Consider the following 17,998-nt stretch of genomic DNA (forward strand, 5'->3'; position numbering starts at 1 on the left):
CATGACCGACGCGACCGGCGACGCCGGGCACCCGGACGTGGCGGAGATCTCCGACCTCGCCGAGGGGCTGCTGGACCCCTCCCGCAGCGGCGAGCTCCGCTCCCATCTGGATTCCTGCGCCCTCTGCGCGGACGTCCGCTCCTCGCTGGAGGAGATCCGGGGCCTGCTGGGTACGTTGCCCGGGCCATCCCGGATGCCTGCCGATGTGGCGGGCCGGATCGACGCGGCCCTGGCCGCCGAGGCGCTGCTGGAGACCATGGAGCCTCCCGCCGGGAGTTCGGGCGCCGTGCCGAGTGGCAGCGCACCGCAGGGTTCCGCCACACCGGGGGAGTCGGCACAGGAACCGTCGGACGAGGACCCCGTGGCCGATGTTTCACGTGAAACGTCGGGCGATGTTTCACGTGAAACATCGCGTGAAACGACAGCCCCGGAGTCCCTCACCCACCCCAGCCCGCCAGGAACCACGGCTCCCCTGGAGACCGCGGCCACGGAGGAGGAGGGGGATCAGGAGGCCGGCCCTTCCGGAGCGACGGCCTCCCCGACCGGCAGCGCGGGCCGACGCGTGGGCAAGCGGCCGGTTCGCCCTGGAGGACACGGCCGGGGTCCCGCAGGCCCCGGGCGGAAGGGCGGAAGCAGGGCCAACCGCCGACGCCTCATCCTGTCCTCGGTTCTCGCGGCTGCCGCCCTCGGGCTCGGGGCCGTACTCGTACCGGCACTCACCGACGCCGGTTCCGGCGGGGACGACACCGCCGCCTCCGCCGACGCTGGGCCGGTGTACTCCGACAGGTCGCTCAAGAACCAGGTGTCCGACCTCCTCTTGGAGACAGGGCCGGGTGGCGGCCGCCAGGAGAAGCGGGCCCCGGGCGCCCTTGAGAAGGACGAGAAGTCCTCTCTCGGCGTCCAGTCCAGTCCCGAGACGCCCGAGCTCAACGAACCGCTGATGGGCACCGGCCCGGAAGTGCCGCCCTGCGTGGAGCGCGGCATCGAGCGGACCGAGCCCGCCCTCGCCCTGGAGCGCGGGCGCTTCCAGGGAACCGACGCCTTCCTCGTCGTCCTGCCCGACCACGAGGACAGTGCCCGGGTGACCGCTTACCTGGTCGATGCCACCTGTGTGGACGGCGGGGACGAGCCTGGTGACGTCCTGCTGACCCGGACCTACCCGAAGCCCTGAGACCAGGCTTCTCCCAGCCGCGCGGAGGGGCAGCCGGCTCGCTCCGAGTGGAAGCACCCCCTCCGAGGCGAGGCTCGTCACGCCTCCCGGCGGGCTCTCCTGTGCCGTGGAAGGAGGCCTCGGCCTGCCCTGCTCCCTGCCCCGGGTGGGAGGTGGGCGGCACGGGAATGCGCGGCCCGTAGGATCGGTTGGGTGGGGTGAGAGCCCCGGCAGGGATCAGGCCCCTGGCAACGTAGTAGTCCGCAGAGACGAGGAATCAAGCCGTGACCGACGTCCGTAACGTGATCATCATCGGCTCCGGGCCCGCCGGCTACACAGCCGCGCTCTACACCGCACGTGCTTCCCTGAAGCCGCTGGTCTTCGAGGGTGCCGTCACTGCGGGTGGGGCCCTGATGAACACCACCGAGGTGGAGAACTTCCCCGGCTTCCAGGACGGCGTCATGGGCCCCGACCTCATGGACAACATGCGCGCTCAGGCCGAGCGCTTCGGCGCCGAGCTGGTCCCGGACGACATCGTCTCGGTCGACCTCTCGGGCGAGATCAAGACGGTCACCGACACCGCGGGTACCGTGCACCGCGCCAAGGCGATCATCGTCACGACCGGCTCGCAGCACCGCAAGCTGGGTCTGCCCAACGAGGACACGCTCTCCGGGCGCGGCGTCTCCTGGTGCGCCACCTGTGACGGCTTCTTCTTCAAGGACCAGGACATCGCCGTCGTCGGCGGCGGCGACACCGCGATGGAGGAGGCCACCTTCCTCTCGCGCTTCGCCAAGTCGGTGACGATCGTCCACCGCCGTGACAGCCTGCGCGCCTCGAAGGCCATGCAGGAGCGGGCCTTCGCCGACCCGAAGATCAAGTTCATCTGGGACAGCGAGGTCGCCGAGATTCACGGCGATCCGAAGCTCACCAGCCTGACCCTGCGCAACCTGAAGAGCGGCGACACCGAGCTGCTGTCGGTGACCGGCCTCTTCATCGCCATCGGCCACGACCCGCGCACCGAGCTGTTCCAGGGCCAGCTCGACCTGGACGGCGAGGGCTACCTGAAGGTTTCCGCGCCCTCGACGCGCACCAACATCACGGGCGTCTTCGCCGCCGGTGACGTGGTCGACCACACCTACCGTCAGGCGATCACCGCAGCCGGTACCGGCTGCTCCGCGGCGCTGGACGCCGAGCGCTACCTCGCCGCGCTGGCCGACGCCGAGGGTCACGAGAAGACCCAGGTCGTCACCGCCTGAGCGAGCCCTGGCTCGACAAGCTTTCTCCCTACACTCCCCCCGCCAAGACTAAGGAGCCCACAGTGGCCGGCACCCTGAAGAACGTGACCGACGACTCCTTCGAGCAGGACGTCCTCAAGAACGACAAGCCCGTACTCGTCGACTTCTGGGCGTCCTGGTGCGGCCCGTGCCGTCAGATCGCCCCCTCGCTGGAGGCCATCGCCGCCGAGCACGGCGAGATCGAGGTCGTGAAGCTGAACATCGACGAGAACCCGGCGACCGCCGCCAAGTACGGCGTCATGTCGATCCCGACCCTCAACGTCTACCAGGGCGGCGAGGTCGCCAAGACGATCGTCGGCGCCAAGCCGAAGGCCGCCATCGAGCGCGACCTGGAGGAGTTCTTCGGCGGAGCCAAGGGCTGAGTCCTGGCGTACGCGGCGATGTTTCACGTGAAACATCGCCCCGCTGTTTCACGTGAAACATGGCCACCCTTCGGGGTGGCCATGTCCGTTTCACTCCCGGGGTTCGGGCGGCCACCGGACGCCCTCGGCGAGCAGCCCGACCGGGAGCCCCTACAGCGCGCCACCGCCTACAGCGGCCGGGGGACCGGGTCCTGCTTCACGGCGCCGAGCAGGCGGTCGAGCGCCTGCTCCATGTCCTCTTTCCAGGAGAGGGTCGCCCGCAGCTCCAGCCGCAGCCGCGGATAGCGCCGGTGAGGCCGCACGGTCTTGAAGCCGACGGCAAGGAGATGGTCGGCGGGCAGCAAGCAGGCCGACTCTCGCCACCTCGCATCGCCGAACGCCTCGATCGCCTTGAAGTCCCGCCGCAGCAAGTCCTTCGCCACGGTCTGCACCAGGACGCGGCCCAGCCCCTGGCCCCGGTACTCCGGCAGGAGCCAACCCGTCATGAGCTGGACGGCGTCCGGCGCGACAGGGCTGGTGGGGAAGGCGAGTGAACGCGGCACGTAGGCCGCCGGGGCGTAGAGGGCGAAGCCGACCGGGACGTCGTCGACGTAGGCGATGCGGCCGCAGGAGCCCCACTCCAGCAGGACGGCGGAGATCCACGATTCCTTCTCCGCCGCGGCCCGGCCCCCTCGGACCGCGACCTCGCCGCGCACCGGGTCCAGCTCCCAGAAGACGCAGGAGCGGCAGCGATCGGGGAGTGCTCCGAGGTTGTCCAGGGTGATCGGTGCGAGGCGTCGCCCCATGGTGGCCGCTCCTCTCTTGGCTCACCGTGCCGCTGGGCTACGGCACGGCCGCCGCCCGGTGCCCCGCCGCGAGGGGCGGAACCACCCGGCACCCGTGCCCTGTGCATCGTAGTCACCGGGCTTTCGCGCGGTCAGGGAGTGCGACGAAAGAGCGGGCCGTGTTCCGGTCAGTTCCGGAGCACGGCCCGCTCAAGGCCTGAAGGAGACGGCCGTCAGCCGGCGTCCCGGGCTTCGCCCTCGACGGACCCGGCGGGCCCGGCGCCCTCGGCCGACTCGGCCGACTCGGCCGACTCGTCGGAGTCTCCGGTGTCCCTCCTCGCCGTGCTCTGGAGCACCGGGCCCTCCTCGGGCGCCAGCGACTGGAGGATGCGCTGAAGGTCGTCCATCGAGGCGAACTCGACGACGATCTTCCCCTTCTTCTGCCCCAGGTCGACCTTGACCCGCGTCTCGAAGCGGTCCGAGAGCCGGGTGGAGAGCTCGCTCAGGGCGGGGGAGAGGCGGGAGCCGGCGCGGGGGCCCTTGGAGCGGGCGGGGGCCGCCTGCCGGGACCCCATCAGCGTGACCACCTCTTCCACCGAGCGGACCGAGAGCCCTTCGGCGACGATCCGCAGCGCGAGCCGCTCCTGCTCCTCGGAGTCCTCCACCGAGAGGAGGGCGCGGGCATGACCGGCCGTCAGCACCCCTGCCGCTACCCGACGCTGAACCGCCGGGGCCAGCTTCAGCAGACGCAGGGTGTTCGACACCTGCGGACGCGAGCGGCCGATCCGGTCGGCGAGCTGGTCATGGGTGCAGTTGAAGTCCTGGAGCAGCTGGTCGTAGGCGGCGGCCTCTTCCAACGGGTTGAGCTGGGCCCGGTGCAGGTTCTCCAGCAGGGCGTCGAGGAGGAGCTTCTCGTCCTCGGTGGCCCGCACGATGGCCGGGATGGCGTCCAGCCCGGCTTCCCGGCAGGCACGCCACCGGCGCTCGCCCATGATCAGCTCGTACCGTCCGGCGCTCAGCTGGCGGACGACGACGGGCTGGAGGAGGCCGACCTCCTTGATGGAGGTGACCAGTTCGGCGAGAGCGTCCTCGTCGAAGATCTCCCGGGGCTGGCGCGGGTTGGGCGTGATGGAGTCGAGCGGCAGCTCGGCGAAGTGCGCGCCGACCGGGCTCGGAGGAAGGTCGTCCGCCGGGGAACGCGTCGATGTTTCACGTGAAACATTGCCGCTCGGAATCCCCGTCACCTTGGCCGCGGCGATGCCGCGTTCCGGGGTGAGGACCGGTGAGGACCCGGTGGCCGGGCCACTCGCGGCCGAGGCCGACTTCTCCGGTGTAGGCGCTGCGGGAATCAAGGCTCCCAGGCCCCGCCCCAGGCCCCTCCGTCGCTCGCTCACTGCATTCCCTCCGCCATGTTCTGCTGCTCGTTGGGCGCGGCCAACTGGTTGTGCTGCGCCTCGTAGTGGATCCCGACCCCGCGCAGTGCGATCTCCCGGGCCGCCTCGAAGTACGAGAGCGCGCCGCTCGATCCCGGGTCGTAGGTGAGCACCGTCTGGCCGTAGCTCGGCGCTTCGGAGATCCGGACGGAGCGGGGGATGCTCGTCCGGAGAACTTCCTTGCCGAAGTGGCTGCGCACCTCTTCGGCGACCTGTGAGGCGAGCCGCGTCCTGCCGTCGTACATGGTGAGCAGGATCGTGGAGACGTGGAGTGCCGGGTTCAGGTGACCCCGGACCAGTTCGACGTTGCGGAGGAGCTGGCCCAGTCCCTCCAGGGCGTAGTACTCGCACTGAATGGGGATCAGCACCTCGGCCCCGGCGACCAGCGCGTTGACCGTGAGCAGGCCGAGGGAGGGCGGGCAGTCGATCAGGACATAGTCCAGCGGCTGCTCGTACGACTTGATGGCGCGCTCCAGGCGGCTCTCCCGCGCGACCAGCGAGACGAGCTCGATCTCCGCGCCGGCCAGGTCGATCGTCGCCGGGGCGCAGAAGAGCCCCTCGACGTCCGGTACGGGCTGGACGACCTCGGAGAGCGGACGGCTGTCCACCAGGACGTCGTAGATGGACGGCACTTCCGCGTGGTGGTCGATCCCCAGCGCGGTGGAGGCGTTTCCCTGCGGGTCGAGGTCGATGACCAGCACCCGGTTGCCGTGCAGCGCCAGCGATGCGGCGAGGTTGACCGTCGTGGTCGTCTTGCCCACGCCGCCCTTCTGGTTGGCGACCACCATGACCCGGGTCTGTTCGGGGCGTGGCAGACCTTCTCCGGCACGGCCCAGCGCCTGCACGCCCAGGTGGGCAGTGTGAGCGGTGGGTGTGTCGTCCATCGGCGGCGGTGTTTCACGTGAAACATCCGCCCCCACTGTTTCGACACGGGGACCGGGGACCGGATCGGTCATCGGTCCCGCGATGTTGGCGTCGGACCGCAAGGATTCACTCTCCTCGACTTCAGACTCGCAATGAACAGAGCGTGCCATGGTTTCGGGTGCGGGAACCAGCGGGGCCCGGTGTTCTGTGGATGAATCCGCCTCTGTGGACAACTTCGTGACCCGTCCGAGAGGTTTCCGGTCGCGGGGAGTGGCGGCAGCGCGGCCGCGGCTGATGATTCCTTGCAGCGGTGAGCGACGTTTCACGTGAAACACGATGGCCCACCGCGTCCGAGCGACCCGCCCGACACTCCGCGCCACTACCGCCCGTGGCCCCAACGAGCCGGGACCCGGCGCCCGGCCGACGCCAGACTCCGCTCCCCCCGACCGGCAGAAGGGCCGGCCCCGCACCGGGACCGGCCCCTCCGAAGGTACTCCTCGCGCCTCAGCGCCTGCGGCGCGCCCGCGCGGCCTTGGCCTTCTTGGTGGCGAAGCGGACGCCTCCGGGGCTCTCCCCCACCTCGACGCGCACCACGGTGGAGAGGGGGTCGACGACGCCCTCGCCGACCTGGACGACGGAGGTGCGGACCGCGCCGAGCTTGCTCAGCGCGGACGAGGCGGCCCTCACCTCCTCCTCGGCGGTGTCCCCCTTGAGCGCCAGCATCTCGCCGTAGGGCCGCAGCAGCGGCACTCCCCATCCCGCGAGCCGCTCCAACGGGGCGACCGCCCGGGCGGTGACCACGTGCACGGGCGGCAGCTTGCCGAGCACCTCCTCGGCGCGGCCGCGGACGACGGTGACGTGGTCGAGGCCGAGCATCTCGACCACCTCGGTGAGGAAGGTGGTCCGGCGCAGCAGCGGCTCCAGCAGCGTGATGTCCAGGTCCGGCCGGACCAGCGCCAGCGGGATGCCCGGCAGCCCGGCGCCCGACCCCACGTCGCAGACGGAGACGCCTTCGGCGACCACCTCGGAGAGGACGGCGCAGTTGAGCAGATGGCGCTCCCAGAGCCGGGGCACCTCACGGGGTCCGATGAGCCCGCGCCGCACTCCCGCGTCGGCCAGCAGCTCCGCGTACCGGACCGCATCCGGGAAACGCTCGCCGAAAACCTCCCTGGCCACTGCGGGCGCCTCGGGGAGTTCCGCTGCCTCCGTCACGGGGACCGTCCTTCCGTACCGCGATCTCGAACGTACTGATGACTGACGAACAAACTGACGGACAGAACGGCGAGGTGAACCGCTGCCCCGAGGTGACCGGCCGCTGGCCGTGACTTGCCTCGGCCCTCCGGACCCGGCGCCTCCATGGAACCGGCGAAGCCGACGGACCGCCGAACCCGCGGCTCCTGGGAGAACCACTGCCCTGGGGAGAACGCTAACGGCAAGATCCCGCGCCGTGCAGCCCTGCCGGGAGGAATCCGCCACACCGCCCCCTACCCCCGACCAGGACCGGCCCCGCCTGTTCACACAGACGGGGCCGGTCGGCGGACGCCCGCGCGGGGCGCCTTGAGGTCAGGCGGGAAGGACGACGACGAAGCGCTGCGGCTCCTCGCCCTCGGACTCGCTGCGCAGCCCCGCGGCCTTGACCGCGTCGTGGACGACCTTGCGCTCGAACGGCGTCATCGGGTCGAGCCGGACCGCCTCACCGGTGGACCGCGCGTCGGCCGCGGCCTTGGCGCCGATCTCGGAGAGCTCCTCGCGCTTCTTGGCGCGGTAGCCGCCGATGTCCAGCATGAGGCGGCTGCGGTCGCCCGTCTCGCGGTGCACGGCGAGGCGGGTCAGCTCCTGGAGCGCCTCCAGGACCTCACCGTCGCGACCGACGAGCTTCTGGAGGTCACGGCTCCCGGAATCGCTGATGATCGAGACAGCGGCCCGGTCGGCCTCCACGTCCATGTCGATGTCGCCGTCCAGGTCGGCGATGTCGAGCAGACCCTCCAGGTAGTCGGCGGCGATCTCGCCCTCCTGCTCCAGGTGGGACAGCTCGTCGCCGGCCTTGGCGGTGGTGGTGCCTTCCGTCACGGGATGGACTCCTCTACTTCTTGGACGGGTGCTTGGGCTTCTGGCCCTTGCGCTGTCCGGACTTGGCTTGGCCTGTGGAGCCGGACTTGCCCGCCTGGCGGCCGGAGGACTTCTTGTCCTCGCTCCCGCCCTGCGACTTCTCCAGCGAGGTGGTGGATTCGCCCTCGGCACGGCCCGAGGAGGCCCGGGTGCGCTGGCCGGGACGGTTCGGCGTGGTCGGCTGCGTCTGGCGCTGCGACTTGCTCTGCCGCTTGGGCTGCTGGCGGCGCGGCGTGGCCGGAGTCTCCTCGACCGGCTCGCCCTCCTCGTCCGCGACGGCGACGCTGCCCGCGCCCTTCGGCCCGATGGTGCCGTCGGCCTGGGCGGCGAGGCCGGCCTTGGTCAGCCCGTTGATGAACTTGCGCTCGTACTCGTTGCGGTCGCGGCCCTTGGCGACGATGGCCTTGACGACGTTCCGCTCGCGCTTGCCGCGGACCTTCGGGTTCATCGTGACGCGCTTGAGGAAGCGCTCCAGGAAGGCGGCCTGCGCCTTGCTGCCCGGGGTGGGGTTCTGGCGGATGACGTACATCTGCTGGCCCATGGTCCACAGGTTGGTGGTCAGCCAGTAGACGAGGACACCGACGGGGAAGTTGATGCCGAAGACGGCGAACATGATCGGGAAGACGTACATCAGCATCTTCTGCTGCTGCATGAAGGGCGTCTTCACCGTGGTGTCGACGTTCTTCGTCATCAGCTGTCGCTGAGTGAAGAACTGCGAGGCCGACATCAGGATGATCATGACCGCGGTGACGATGTGCACGTTGGTCGAGGAGGAGCCGAGAGCCTCGACCTTGTCGGCGTTGTCGGTGAACTTCGAGGCCAGCGGGGCACCGACGATGTGGGCCTTCTGCGCGCTGGCGAGGAGCGCCTCGTCGATGTAGCCGCTGGTCTTGTTCGACGCGATGCTGTTGAGCACGTGGTAGAGCGCGAAGAAGAACGGCGACTGGAGAAGGATGGGAAGACACGAGGCCAGCGGGTTGGTACCCGAGTCCTTGTAGAGCTTCATCATCTCTTCGGACTGGCGCTGCTTGTCGTTCTTGTAGCGCTCCTGGATCTTCTTCATCTCGGGCTGGAGCGTCTGCATCGCCCGAGTGGCCTTGATCTGCTTCACGAAGAGCGGGATCAGGCAGATACGGATCAGGATCACGAGGGAGACGATGGACAGTCCCCACGCCCAGCCCGTGTCAGCGCCGAAGAGGGCTCCGTACAACTTGTGGAACTGGACGATCACCCATGACACGGGTGTCGTGATGAAACTGAAGAGACTGGCGATCGTATCCACTGATCAGGCTCCTTGAGCATGGGGCGAGGTCTCGGCGGCCGGGCTCGGGTCCGGCTGGGGGCCCGTCGTGGAGGCGGGGGACGAGGTGTCGCCGCTCCCTCCGGCAGGGGCGTCGGGGTCCTGGCCCTTACCGGCGCCCCTGTCTCGCCAGGCGTTGCGCAGCATTTCGTGCCACCGCGGTCGCTTGCGCGGAGGCACATGGTCGACACCGCCGGGGGACCACGGATTGCACCGCAGGATCCGCCAGGCGGTGAGCGCCGTTCCCTTGATCGCTCCGTGCCGGTCGATGGCGCCGTAGCCGTAGTGGGAACACGACGGGTAGTACTTGCACACCGGGCCGAGTAGCGGACTGATCGTCCACTGGTACAACTTGATCAAAGCGAGCAGCGGATACTTCATCGCGCGCCCCCTCCCAGGAGCCGCTCCAGGGCGGCGTCCAGGTCTCGGGCCAACTGTGCGTGGTCTGCGTCACCGGCTGGGGGCAACGCGCGGACGACGACCAGGCTGCCCGCGGGCAGCCTGGAGAGTCGGTCCCGCATGAGGTGGCGAAGCTTCCGCTTCACCGCGGTACGGACGACGGCTCCGCCCACAGCTTTGCTCACGACGAAACCCGCACGGGTCGGGGGAGACTCCTCCCCCGACCCGTGCGGGTCCGTGACACCGCTGCGGAGATGGACGACGAGGGCCGGGCGACCGGCCCGACGTCCTCGGCGTACCGCGGTCGCGAAGTCCTCGCGCCGCCTCAGCCGATTCTCGGAGGGCAGCACGACACGACCTGTGCGCGATCAGGCGGACAGGCGGGCGCGGCCCTTGCCACGGCGGGACGCGAGGATCGCGCGGCCGGCACGGGTACGCATACGCAGGCGGAAACCGTGGGTCTTGGCGCGACGACGGTTGTTCGGCTGGAAGGTGCGCTTGCTCACTCGGGGGCTCCAGAAATGATGAGGTAGTTGCGGGGTGCCTTGGCTGTCACCGTGCGCCCACGAGTAGCTCGCTTACGCCCGAGTGCACCGCTCCACGATCACTCAAGATGATCTATGCCCATCGGAGGCAGGCGGCAGCAGCCATCGACAACTCGACCTGGTCACGGTACGCGCGGCTGCGCCATTCGGTCAAACCAGCACCGGCGAGGGACACTGTGCACAGGCTGTGGACAACGACTTGTACCGCAGTGGCCGCGCTGACTACCGTGGCCAGACTCCGGTTTCGTGGGCCTTCACCCCGATCCCCCCGGTCCCGCCCGGATCGGACCACACCAACCCGTCCCAGAACCACTCCTTCGTGGGACCCGTGAGAGAGCGTGCCCTGTGGCTGATGTACCCGCCGATCTTGCCGCAGTCTGGCCGCGCGTACTGGAGCACCTCCTCGGGGACGGGCGCGGACAGGGTGTGGAGGCCAAGGACGAGCAGTGGGTCCGGCGCTGCCAGCCGCTCGCCCTGGTCGCAGACACGGCGCTGCTCGCGGTACCGAACGAGTTCGCCAAGGGTGTCCTGGAGGGCCGGCTCGCCCCGGTGGTGAGCGAGACGCTGAGCCGGGAGTGCGGCCGCCCGATCCGGATCGCGATCACCGTCGACCCGACGATGGGCGACCCCGCTCCCCCGCAGCGCTACCCGGAGCCCTCGCCGCCCCGCCCCGCCCAGGACCGCGGCTACGGCTACCCCCCCTACTCCCGCCGCCAGGACCCGCTCGGCGACGCCCCGTCCGGCGAGCGGCGCGGCGAGGAGCCCGAGCCGGACGAGCAGCAGCCCTCCCGCGACGAGGAGCGCCGCCCGGGCACGTTCCCCTTCCCCCAGGACCACGGCCACTCCGGCGGCGGCCGCTACGAGTACGAGCAGGAGCCCCTCGGCGGCGACCGCTACGAAGGCGGCCGCTACGACCAGGACCGCCACCCCGGCGAGCCGTACCCGCAGGAGTCCCCGTACCCCCAGGAGCAGTACGGGGACCAGTACGGCAAGGACCGTTACGACGGGCAGCGCGGCGGGGAGCAGGGGGGCGGCGCGGGCGGCGAGCACCGGGACGAGGAGCGCCGGGGCGGCGGGCGCGACGGGCTGCCGCAGGCCCGCCCCGCCTACCCGGAGTACCAGCGTCCGCGTCCCGAGCCGGGCGCCTGGCCGCGCGCGCAGGACGACTACTGGCAGCAGCCGCGGCTCGGTTACCCGGAGCGGGACTCGTACACCGGGCCCTCGCACGGGGGTTCCGGCGGCCGCGACTTCCGCGCCTCGGGTTCCGAGCGCGGGGACTACGGGCGGCGCGAGCCGCTGGACGACGGGCACGACCCGCGCGGCCGTGAGGGGCGCGGCGCGCACGGCGGCCACGGGGTGCACAGCGGCGGCCCCGTCGGCTCGGCGCTGCCCGCCTCCAGCGGGGCGCCGGGGCCGCTGGCCGCGCAGCCCGCGCCGGCGACCGGGCCCGGTGAGCCGACGGCGCGGCTGAACCCGAAGTACCTCTTCGACACCTTCGTCATCGGCGCGTCGAACCGATTCGCGCACGCCGCCGCCGTCGCGGTGGCCGAGGCGCCGGCCAAGGCGTACAACCCGCTCTTCGTCTACGGCGAGTCGGGGCTCGGCAAGACGCACCTGCTGCACGCCATCGGGCACTACGCGCGCAGCCTCTACCCGGGGACGCGGGTGCGGTACGTGAGCTCGGAGGAGTTCACCAACGAGTTCATCAACTCGATCCGCGACGGCAAGGGCGACAGCTTCCGCAAGCGGTACCGCGAGATGGACATCCTGCTCGTCGACGACATCCAGTTCCTCGCGGACAAGGAGTCGACGCAGGAGGAGTTCTTCCACACCTTCAACACCCTGCACAACGCCAACAAGCAGATCGTGCTCTCCTCGGACCGGCCGCCCAAGCAGCTGGTGACCCTGGAGGACCGGCTGCGGAACCGTTTCGAGTGGGGGCTGATCACCGACGTCCAGCCGCCCGAGCTGGAGACGCGGATCGCGATCCTGCGGAAGAAGGCGGTCCAGGAGCAGCTGAACGCCCCGCCGGAGGTGCTGGAGTTCATCGCCTCGCGCATCTCGCGGAACATCCGCGAGCTGGAGGGCGCGCTGATCCGGGTGACGGCCTTCGCCTCGCTCAACCGGCAGCCGGTCGACCTCGGCCTGACCGAGATCGTGCTGAAGGACCTCATCCCCGGCGGCGAGGACGCGGCCCCGGAGATCACCGCCACCGCGATCATGGCCGCCACCGCCGACTACTTCGGCCTCACCGTCGAGGACCTCTGCGGTTCCTCGCGCAGCCGCGTGCTGGTGACGGCCCGGCAGATCGCCATGTACCTCTGCCGCGAGCTGACCGACCTGTCGCTGCCGAAGATCGGGGCGCAGTTCGGCGGGCGCGACCACACCACGGTCATGCACGCCGACCGGAAGATCCGCGCCCTGATGGCGGAGCGCCGCTCCATCTACAACCAGGTCACGGAGCTGACCAACCGCATCAAGAACGGGTAGCGGGCCAGGGCCGCCGGCCGCCCACTCCTCCTCTACCGGGCCCACGCGGCGCCCACGGGCCCGTGTCCCCGTCCGGGTGTCCGTCGCCCCGTCAACAGCCACCGAGCCCCGTCCACCGCCTGCCCCCAGGCGGTGGACGGGGCTTCGTCGTGCCAGGACGCGTCCGGGAGCTCCCAGCGCCGGTCCGACGGGCCGTGGCGCCTCGTACGGGCGGCCGCCCGTTCCCCGTACGGCCGAACTCTGCCCGCGTTCCGGCTCGGCGGCGCCCGTCTCCAGGGGCTCGGAACCAGCCCCGCCGCGCCGCCGGAGGCGCCCCTGAACCGTCCTCCGGGCGCCGAAAGGCCTCGCGCGGCCCCCCCCTTCCCGCCCTCCCTCGGCCGGACCGGCCTGGATTCCGGCGGCTCTGTCCACCGTCCGCCGTTCGATTAGTGACCTGTGCGGCGGGGTTCTCCACAGATTCGTCAGGTTCATGGCGTCCACAGCTTGGGGACTGGGGAGTTGTCCAGATCCTGTCCACAGGCCCGAGGAGTGAGAGATCATCGGACCAGGTCGGAAGGGTGTGGATTAGTGGACAAGAGATATCCACAGGCTGTGGATCATTTTCTGTCCACAGGGGCCGTTCGCCGTTGTCCACCGGCGGCCCACAGGCTGGGCCGTGTTGTGCACAGCTTTTCCGGGCTTTCCCACAGGACTGTCCACTGTTCGGCAACCCACCGCGCCCGGCCACCATTCGGAGTGAACCGCGTCACACGAAGTTGCCCAGGTGCCCTGTGGGGAACTCGGCCGAACCTGGGGACGCGGCTGGGGAGAACTCACCCTCCGCTGTGGATCGTGTGTGGGTAACTTTCGGCCGTCCACAGGAACCCCCGGTTGTCCACCGGCTCCGCCCACAGGACCGGTGGACAAAAAACCTGCTCCGACCTGCGAAGACGGGGTTATCCACGGAATCCACAGGCCCTACTACTACGTCCATGAGTAGAGAGCTAGGAATCCGTTTCGAAGTGGGTGCTGTGCACAACTCGGCCGGAGCGCCGATCCGGGCCGATCTCTCGATTTGACCCAGGGCCGCACGGACTGTCGGTGGTGTGCGTCAGACTGGTGCACGGCGGCAGGACGCCGGGAGGGCATCGAGGAGGCAGCGGCACCGAAGCCGGAAGCGCTCACCGACTGCCCGTCCCGTACCCACCGGCCGCCGACTTCATCCGTGGCCCGCCCGCCACGGAGAGCGACCGGGACCCGGCGGGTCCCGCCGCAGCAGCAGGACCCAGCAAGACGACCAGACAGACGACGGCCAGCAGGGCGAGAGCAGCCAGCAAGCGCAGGAGGCGGCTTACGGTGAAGATCCGGGTGGAACGCGACGTACTCGCGGAGGCGGTGGCCTGGGCGGCCCGCTCCCTCCCGGCCCGGCCGCCGGCCCCCGTCCTCGCGGGCCTGCTGCTGAAGGCGGAGGACGGCGCCCTCTCGCTGTCGAGCTTCGATTACGAGGTCTCGGCACGGGTCTCCGTCGAGGCGGAGACCGAGGAGGAGGGCACGGTCCTCGTCTCGGGCCGCCTGCTCGCCGACATCTGCCGCGCCCTCCCCAACCGTCCGGTGGAGATTTCCACAGACGGTGTACGGGCGACGGTGACCTGCGGCTCCTCCCGCTTCACCCTCCACACCCTGCCGGTGGAGGAGTACCCGGCCCTGCCGCAGATGCCGACCGCCACGGGCACCGTCCCCGGCGACGTCTTCGCCTCGGCCGCCGCCCAGGTCGCCATCGCCGCGGGCCGCGACGACACGCTCCCCGTGCTCACCGGCGTCCGCGTCGAGATCGAGGGCGACACCGTCACCCTCGCCTCCACCGACCGCTACCGCTTCGCGGTCCGTGAGTTCCTGTGGAAGCCCGAGGACCCGGAGGCGTCCGCCGTCGCCCTGGTCCCCGCCAAGACCCTGCTCGACACCGCCAAGGCCCTCACCAGCGGCGACAGCGTCACCATCGCGCTCGCCGGCTCCGGCGCGGGCGAGGGGCTCATCGGTTTCGAGGGCGCCGGCCGCCGCACCACCACCCGACTGCTCGAAGGCGACCTGCCGAAGTACCGCACGCTCTTCCCGACCGAGTTCAACTCGGTCGCGGTGATCGAGACAGCGCCCTTCGTGGAGGCCGTCAAGCGCGTCTCCCTGGTGGCCGAGCGGAACACGCCGGTCCGCCTCAGCTTCGAAGCGGGCGTCCTCACCCTGGAGGCCGGCTCCAGCGACGACGCACAGGCTGTGGAGCGCGTCGACGCCCAGCTGGAGGGCGACGACATCTCGATCGCCTTCAACCCGACCTTCCTGCTGGACGGCCTCAGCGCGATCGACTCGCCCGCCGCCCAGCTCTCGTTCACCACCTCGACCAAGCCGGCCCTGCTCAGCGGCAAGCCCGCGGTCGACGCCGAGGCGGACGAGGCGTACAAGTACCTGATCATGCCCGTACGACTGAGCGGCTGAGCCCACAGGTGTGCGGCGGGGGACGGCAGTAGGCTCGGGCAGCGTCACGCAATGCCCGAACGCAGCGAAGGAACACTGATGGAGCTCGGTCTCGTCGGCCTCGGCAAGATGGGCGGCAACATGCGCGAGCGCATCCGCCGCGCAGGCCACACCGTCATCGGATACGACCGCAACCCCGATCTGGCGGACGTCCAGAGCCTGGAAGAGATGGTGGGCCGCCTCAGGGGCCCGCGCGTCGTCTGGGTGATGGTCCCGGCCGGTGCCGCCACCCAGGCGACCATCGACGAGCTCTCCGAGCTCCTGGAGCCCGGGGACGTCGTGGTCGACGGCGGGAACTCCCGCTGGACCGACGACGAGAAGCACGCCGTCGAACTCGGCATCAAGGGCATCGGCTTCGTGGACTGCGGAGTCTCCGGCGGCGTCTGGGGCCTGGAGAACGGCTACGCCCTGATGTACGGCGGCACCGAGGAGGACGTCGCCAAGGTCCAGCCGGTCTTCGACGCGCTGAAGCCCGAGGGCGAGTTCGGCTCGGTCCACGCGGGCAAGGTCGGCGCCGGCCACTTCGCCAAGATGGTCCACAACGGCATCGAGTACGCCATGATGCAGGCCTTCGCCGAGGGCTGGGAGCTGCTGGAGAAGGCGGACTCGGTCACCGACGTGCGCGAGATCTTCCGCTCCTGGCAGGAGGGCACGGTCATCCGCTCCTGGCTGCTCGACCTCGCGGTCAACGCGCTGGACGAGGACGAGCACCTGGAGAAGCTGCGCGGCTGGGCCGCCGACTCCGGCGAGGGCCGGTGGACGGTCGAGGCCGCCATCGACAACGCCGTGCCGCTCCCCGCCATCACCGCCTCGCTCTTCGCGCGCTTCTCGTCCCGCCAGGACGACTCGCCGCAGATGAAGATGATCGCCGCGCTGCGCAACCAGTTCGGCGGCCACGCGGTCGAGGCGAAGAAGTAGCAGCCGCACACGAGGTGGCGGACCCCGTCCGCCCGTAGCGACCGGGGCCCAGCGGCCCCGACCATTACAGCGCCGGGGAGGTCGGCTTCCGTCCATGCACGTCTCGCATCTGTCGTTGGCCGACTTCCGCAGTTACGCCCGGGCCGACATCGCGCTCGACCCGGGCGTCACGGCCTTCGTCGGTCCCAACGGCCAGGGCAAGACCAACCTGGTCGAGGCCGTCGGCTACCTCGCCACCCTCTCCAGCCACCGGGTCTCCTCCGACCAGCCGCTGGTCCGGGCCGGGGCGGAGCGGGCCGTCATCCGCGCCGCCGTCGAGCACGGCGAGCGGCGCCGCACCATCGAGCTGGAGCTCAACCCGGGCAAGGCCAACCGCGCCCGGATCAACAGGTCCTCGCAGGTCAAGCCCCGGGACGTGCTCGGCATCGTGCGCACCGTCCTCTTCGCCCCGGAGGACCTCGCCCTGGTCAAGGGCGACCCGGGGGAGCGCCGGCGCTTCCTGGACGAGCTGGTCACCGCCCGCAGCCCCCGGATGGCCGGAGTCCGCTCCGACTACGACCGGGTGCTCAAGCAGCGCAACACCCTGCTGAAGACGGCCGCGCTGGCCCGCCGCCACGGCGGCCGCACCATGGACCTCTCCACCCTCGACGTCTGGGACCAGCACCTGGCCCGGGCCGGCGCCGAGCTGCTCGCCCAGCGCCTCGACCTGATCGCCACCCTCCAGCCGCTCACCGACAAGGCGTACGAGCAGCTGGCGCCCGGTGGCGGCCCGGTCCACCTGGGGTACAGGCCCTCGGCGGCCGGGACCGGCACCACCCGCGAGGAGCTCTTCGGCGGCCTCCTGGAAGCACTCGCCGAGGTCCGCAAGCAGGAGATCGAGCGCGGCGTCACCCTCGTCGGCCCGCACCGCGACGAACTCCTCCTGAGCCTCGGCGACCTCCCCGCCAAGGGGTACGCGAGCCACGGCGAGTCCTGGTCGCTGGCGCTGGCCCTCCGCCTGGCCAGCTACGACCTGCTGCGCTCGGAGGGCGGCGAGGCGACGGGCGAGCCGGTGCTCGTCCTGGACGACGTCTTCGCCGAGCTGGACACACGGCGCCGCGAGCGGCTGGCCGAGCTGGTCGCCCCGGGCGAGCAGGTCCTGGTGACGGCGGCCGTGGACGAGGACGTGCCGCCGGTGCTGGCGGGCGCCCGGTTCCGGGTGACCCGGGGTGAGGTGGCGCGGGCATGACCGAGCCGAAGAAGGGCGCCGAGCCCACCGGTGTCGACCTGGCCAGGGTGGCGCTGCGCGCCGCCCGCGAGCAGGCCCGGGCCCAGGGCGCGGCGGCCCAGCAGAAGAAGCAGGCCCGGCGCGGCGGCGTACGCTCCGGGGCGCGCGCGGACGGCCGCGACCCGCTGCCGCTGGCCTCGGCCATCACCCGGCTGATGACCGAGCGGGGCTGGGAGAAGCCCGCCGCGGTCGGCGGTGTGATGGGGCGGTGGCCGCAGATCGTCGGGCCGGACCTGGCCAACCACTGCGTGCCCGAGCGGTACGACGAGGACGCCCGGGTGCTGATCGTGCGCTGCGACTCGACGCCCTGGGCGACCCAGGTGCGCCTGCTCGCCCCCCAGCTCGTGGCCCGCCTCAACAAGGACATCGGCCCCGGCACCGTCACCTTCCTCAAGGTCATGGGCCCCGCCGGGCCGTCCCGCCGGTACGGGCCGCTGCGGGCGCCGGGGAGCAAGGGCCCGGGGGACACGTACGGGTAGGGCCGGCGACTCTTCCCTCCTTTCCGGACCGGTTGGTACGTAGCACCAGGGCTGGGCGATGTCGGAGCCGTTCTCGGCGGTCGTCGCCCGTCGCCCGGTGCCTCGCGCCGCCCGGCGC

Annotated in this window: 17 protein-coding genes; 8 read left to right on the forward strand and 9 right to left on the reverse strand. The window is 70.9% G+C overall.

What is annotated here, in order from left to right; translation table 11 throughout:
• Position 1: 1 nt before the first annotated feature.
• From ACFWMZ_RS22975 to trxA, 3 genes are all read left to right on the forward strand, one after another.
• Positions 2–1,171, forward strand: a complete 1,170-nt coding sequence (locus tag ACFWMZ_RS22975; protein WP_383172983.1) for a hypothetical protein — start codon at positions 2–4, stop codon at positions 1,169–1,171.
• A gap of 263 nt (positions 1,172–1,434) precedes the next feature.
• On the forward strand, positions 1,435–2,406 hold the full coding sequence (gene trxB, locus ACFWMZ_RS22980) for a thioredoxin-disulfide reductase (RefSeq protein ID WP_383172985.1): 972 nt from the start codon (positions 1,435–1,437) through the stop codon (positions 2,404–2,406).
• Positions 2,407–2,468: 62 nt separating this feature from the next.
• Positions 2,469–2,807: a thioredoxin gene (gene trxA, locus ACFWMZ_RS22985; RefSeq protein ID WP_383172987.1), complete on the forward strand. Its 339-nt coding sequence runs from the start codon at positions 2,469–2,471 to the stop codon at positions 2,805–2,807.
• 167 nt (positions 2,808–2,974) lie between these two features.
• Here trxA and ACFWMZ_RS22990 read toward each other — a convergent pair whose 3' ends face one another.
• The 9 genes from ACFWMZ_RS22990 to rpmH form a co-directional block, all read right to left on the reverse strand.
• Complete coding sequence (locus tag ACFWMZ_RS22990; protein WP_383172989.1) at positions 2,975–3,592, reverse strand: GNAT family N-acetyltransferase; 618 nt, start codon at positions 3,590–3,592, stop codon at positions 2,975–2,977.
• A 212-nt stretch (positions 3,593–3,804) separates the two neighbouring features.
• Positions 3,805–4,923 carry a ParB/RepB/Spo0J family partition protein gene (locus ACFWMZ_RS22995; protein WP_383203803.1) on the reverse strand — a complete coding sequence of 373 codons (1,119 nt, stop codon included), beginning with the start codon at positions 4,921–4,923 and terminating at the stop codon, positions 3,805–3,807.
• A 38-nt stretch (positions 4,924–4,961) separates the two neighbouring features.
• On the reverse strand, positions 4,962–6,038 hold the full coding sequence (locus ACFWMZ_RS23000; protein ID WP_383172993.1) for a ParA family protein: 1,077 nt from the start codon (positions 6,036–6,038) through the stop codon (positions 4,962–4,964).
• 334 nt (positions 6,039–6,372) lie between these two features.
• The gene (rsmG, locus tag ACFWMZ_RS23005; protein WP_383172995.1) at positions 6,373–7,080 is read right to left on the reverse strand and encodes a 16S rRNA (guanine(527)-N(7))-methyltransferase RsmG; all 708 of its coding nucleotides are present in this window, start codon (positions 7,078–7,080) and stop codon (positions 6,373–6,375) included.
• Positions 7,081–7,431: 351 nt separating this feature from the next.
• Complete coding sequence (locus tag ACFWMZ_RS23010) at positions 7,432–7,938, reverse strand: R3H domain-containing nucleic acid-binding protein (RefSeq protein ID WP_100457436.1); 507 nt, start codon at positions 7,936–7,938, stop codon at positions 7,432–7,434.
• Between the two features lie 13 nt (positions 7,939–7,951).
• A complete protein-coding gene (yidC, locus tag ACFWMZ_RS23015) occupies positions 7,952–9,259 on the reverse strand; it encodes a membrane protein insertase YidC (RefSeq protein ID WP_383172997.1) in 1,308 nt (435 codons plus the stop codon).
• Between the two features lie 3 nt (positions 9,260–9,262).
• The gene (yidD, locus tag ACFWMZ_RS23020; RefSeq protein ID WP_383172999.1) at positions 9,263–9,658 is read right to left on the reverse strand and encodes a membrane protein insertion efficiency factor YidD; all 396 of its coding nucleotides are present in this window, start codon (positions 9,656–9,658) and stop codon (positions 9,263–9,265) included.
• Complete coding sequence (gene rnpA, locus ACFWMZ_RS23025; RefSeq protein WP_383173001.1) at positions 9,655–10,026, reverse strand: ribonuclease P protein component; 372 nt, start codon at positions 10,024–10,026, stop codon at positions 9,655–9,657. The genes yidD and rnpA overlap by 4 nt, the downstream gene beginning before the upstream one ends.
• A gap of 18 nt (positions 10,027–10,044) precedes the next feature.
• Positions 10,045–10,182, reverse strand: coding sequence for a 50S ribosomal protein L34 (gene rpmH, locus ACFWMZ_RS23030; RefSeq protein ID WP_003949374.1), 138 nt, complete (start codon positions 10,180–10,182; stop codon positions 10,045–10,047).
• A gap of 384 nt (positions 10,183–10,566) precedes the next feature.
• Here rpmH and dnaA point away from each other — a divergent pair, with 384 nt between their 5' ends.
• The 5 genes from dnaA (at position 10,567) to ACFWMZ_RS23055 (ending at position 17,880) form a co-directional block, all read left to right on the forward strand.
• Positions 10,567–12,711 (forward strand): chromosomal replication initiator protein DnaA, encoded by a 2,145-nt coding sequence (gene dnaA / locus ACFWMZ_RS23035; RefSeq protein WP_383203806.1) that lies wholly within the window; start codon positions 10,567–10,569, stop codon positions 12,709–12,711.
• Between the two features lie 1,335 nt (positions 12,712–14,046).
• Positions 14,047–15,177 (forward strand): DNA polymerase III subunit beta, encoded by a 1,131-nt coding sequence (dnaN, locus tag ACFWMZ_RS23040; protein WP_383173005.1) that lies wholly within the window; start codon positions 14,047–14,049, stop codon positions 15,175–15,177.
• 78 nt (positions 15,178–15,255) lie between these two features.
• A complete protein-coding gene (gene gnd / locus ACFWMZ_RS23045) occupies positions 15,256–16,134 on the forward strand; it encodes a phosphogluconate dehydrogenase (NAD(+)-dependent, decarboxylating) (protein ID WP_383203826.1) in 879 nt (292 codons plus the stop codon).
• Positions 16,135–16,228: 94 nt separating this feature from the next.
• Positions 16,229–17,362: a DNA replication/repair protein RecF gene (recF, locus tag ACFWMZ_RS23050; RefSeq protein ID WP_383203809.1), complete on the forward strand. Its 1,134-nt coding sequence runs from the start codon at positions 16,229–16,231 to the stop codon at positions 17,360–17,362.
• Positions 17,359–17,880 (forward strand): DUF721 domain-containing protein, encoded by a 522-nt coding sequence (locus ACFWMZ_RS23055; RefSeq protein WP_383173009.1) that lies wholly within the window; start codon positions 17,359–17,361, stop codon positions 17,878–17,880. Before recF ends, ACFWMZ_RS23055 begins: the two co-directional genes overlap by 4 nt.
• Positions 17,881–17,998 lie beyond the last annotated feature (118 nt).

The sequence above is a fragment of the Streptomyces sp. NPDC058373 genome (assembly GCF_042723275.1).
GTDB lineage: Bacteria > Actinomycetota > Actinomycetes > Streptomycetales > Streptomycetaceae > Streptomyces.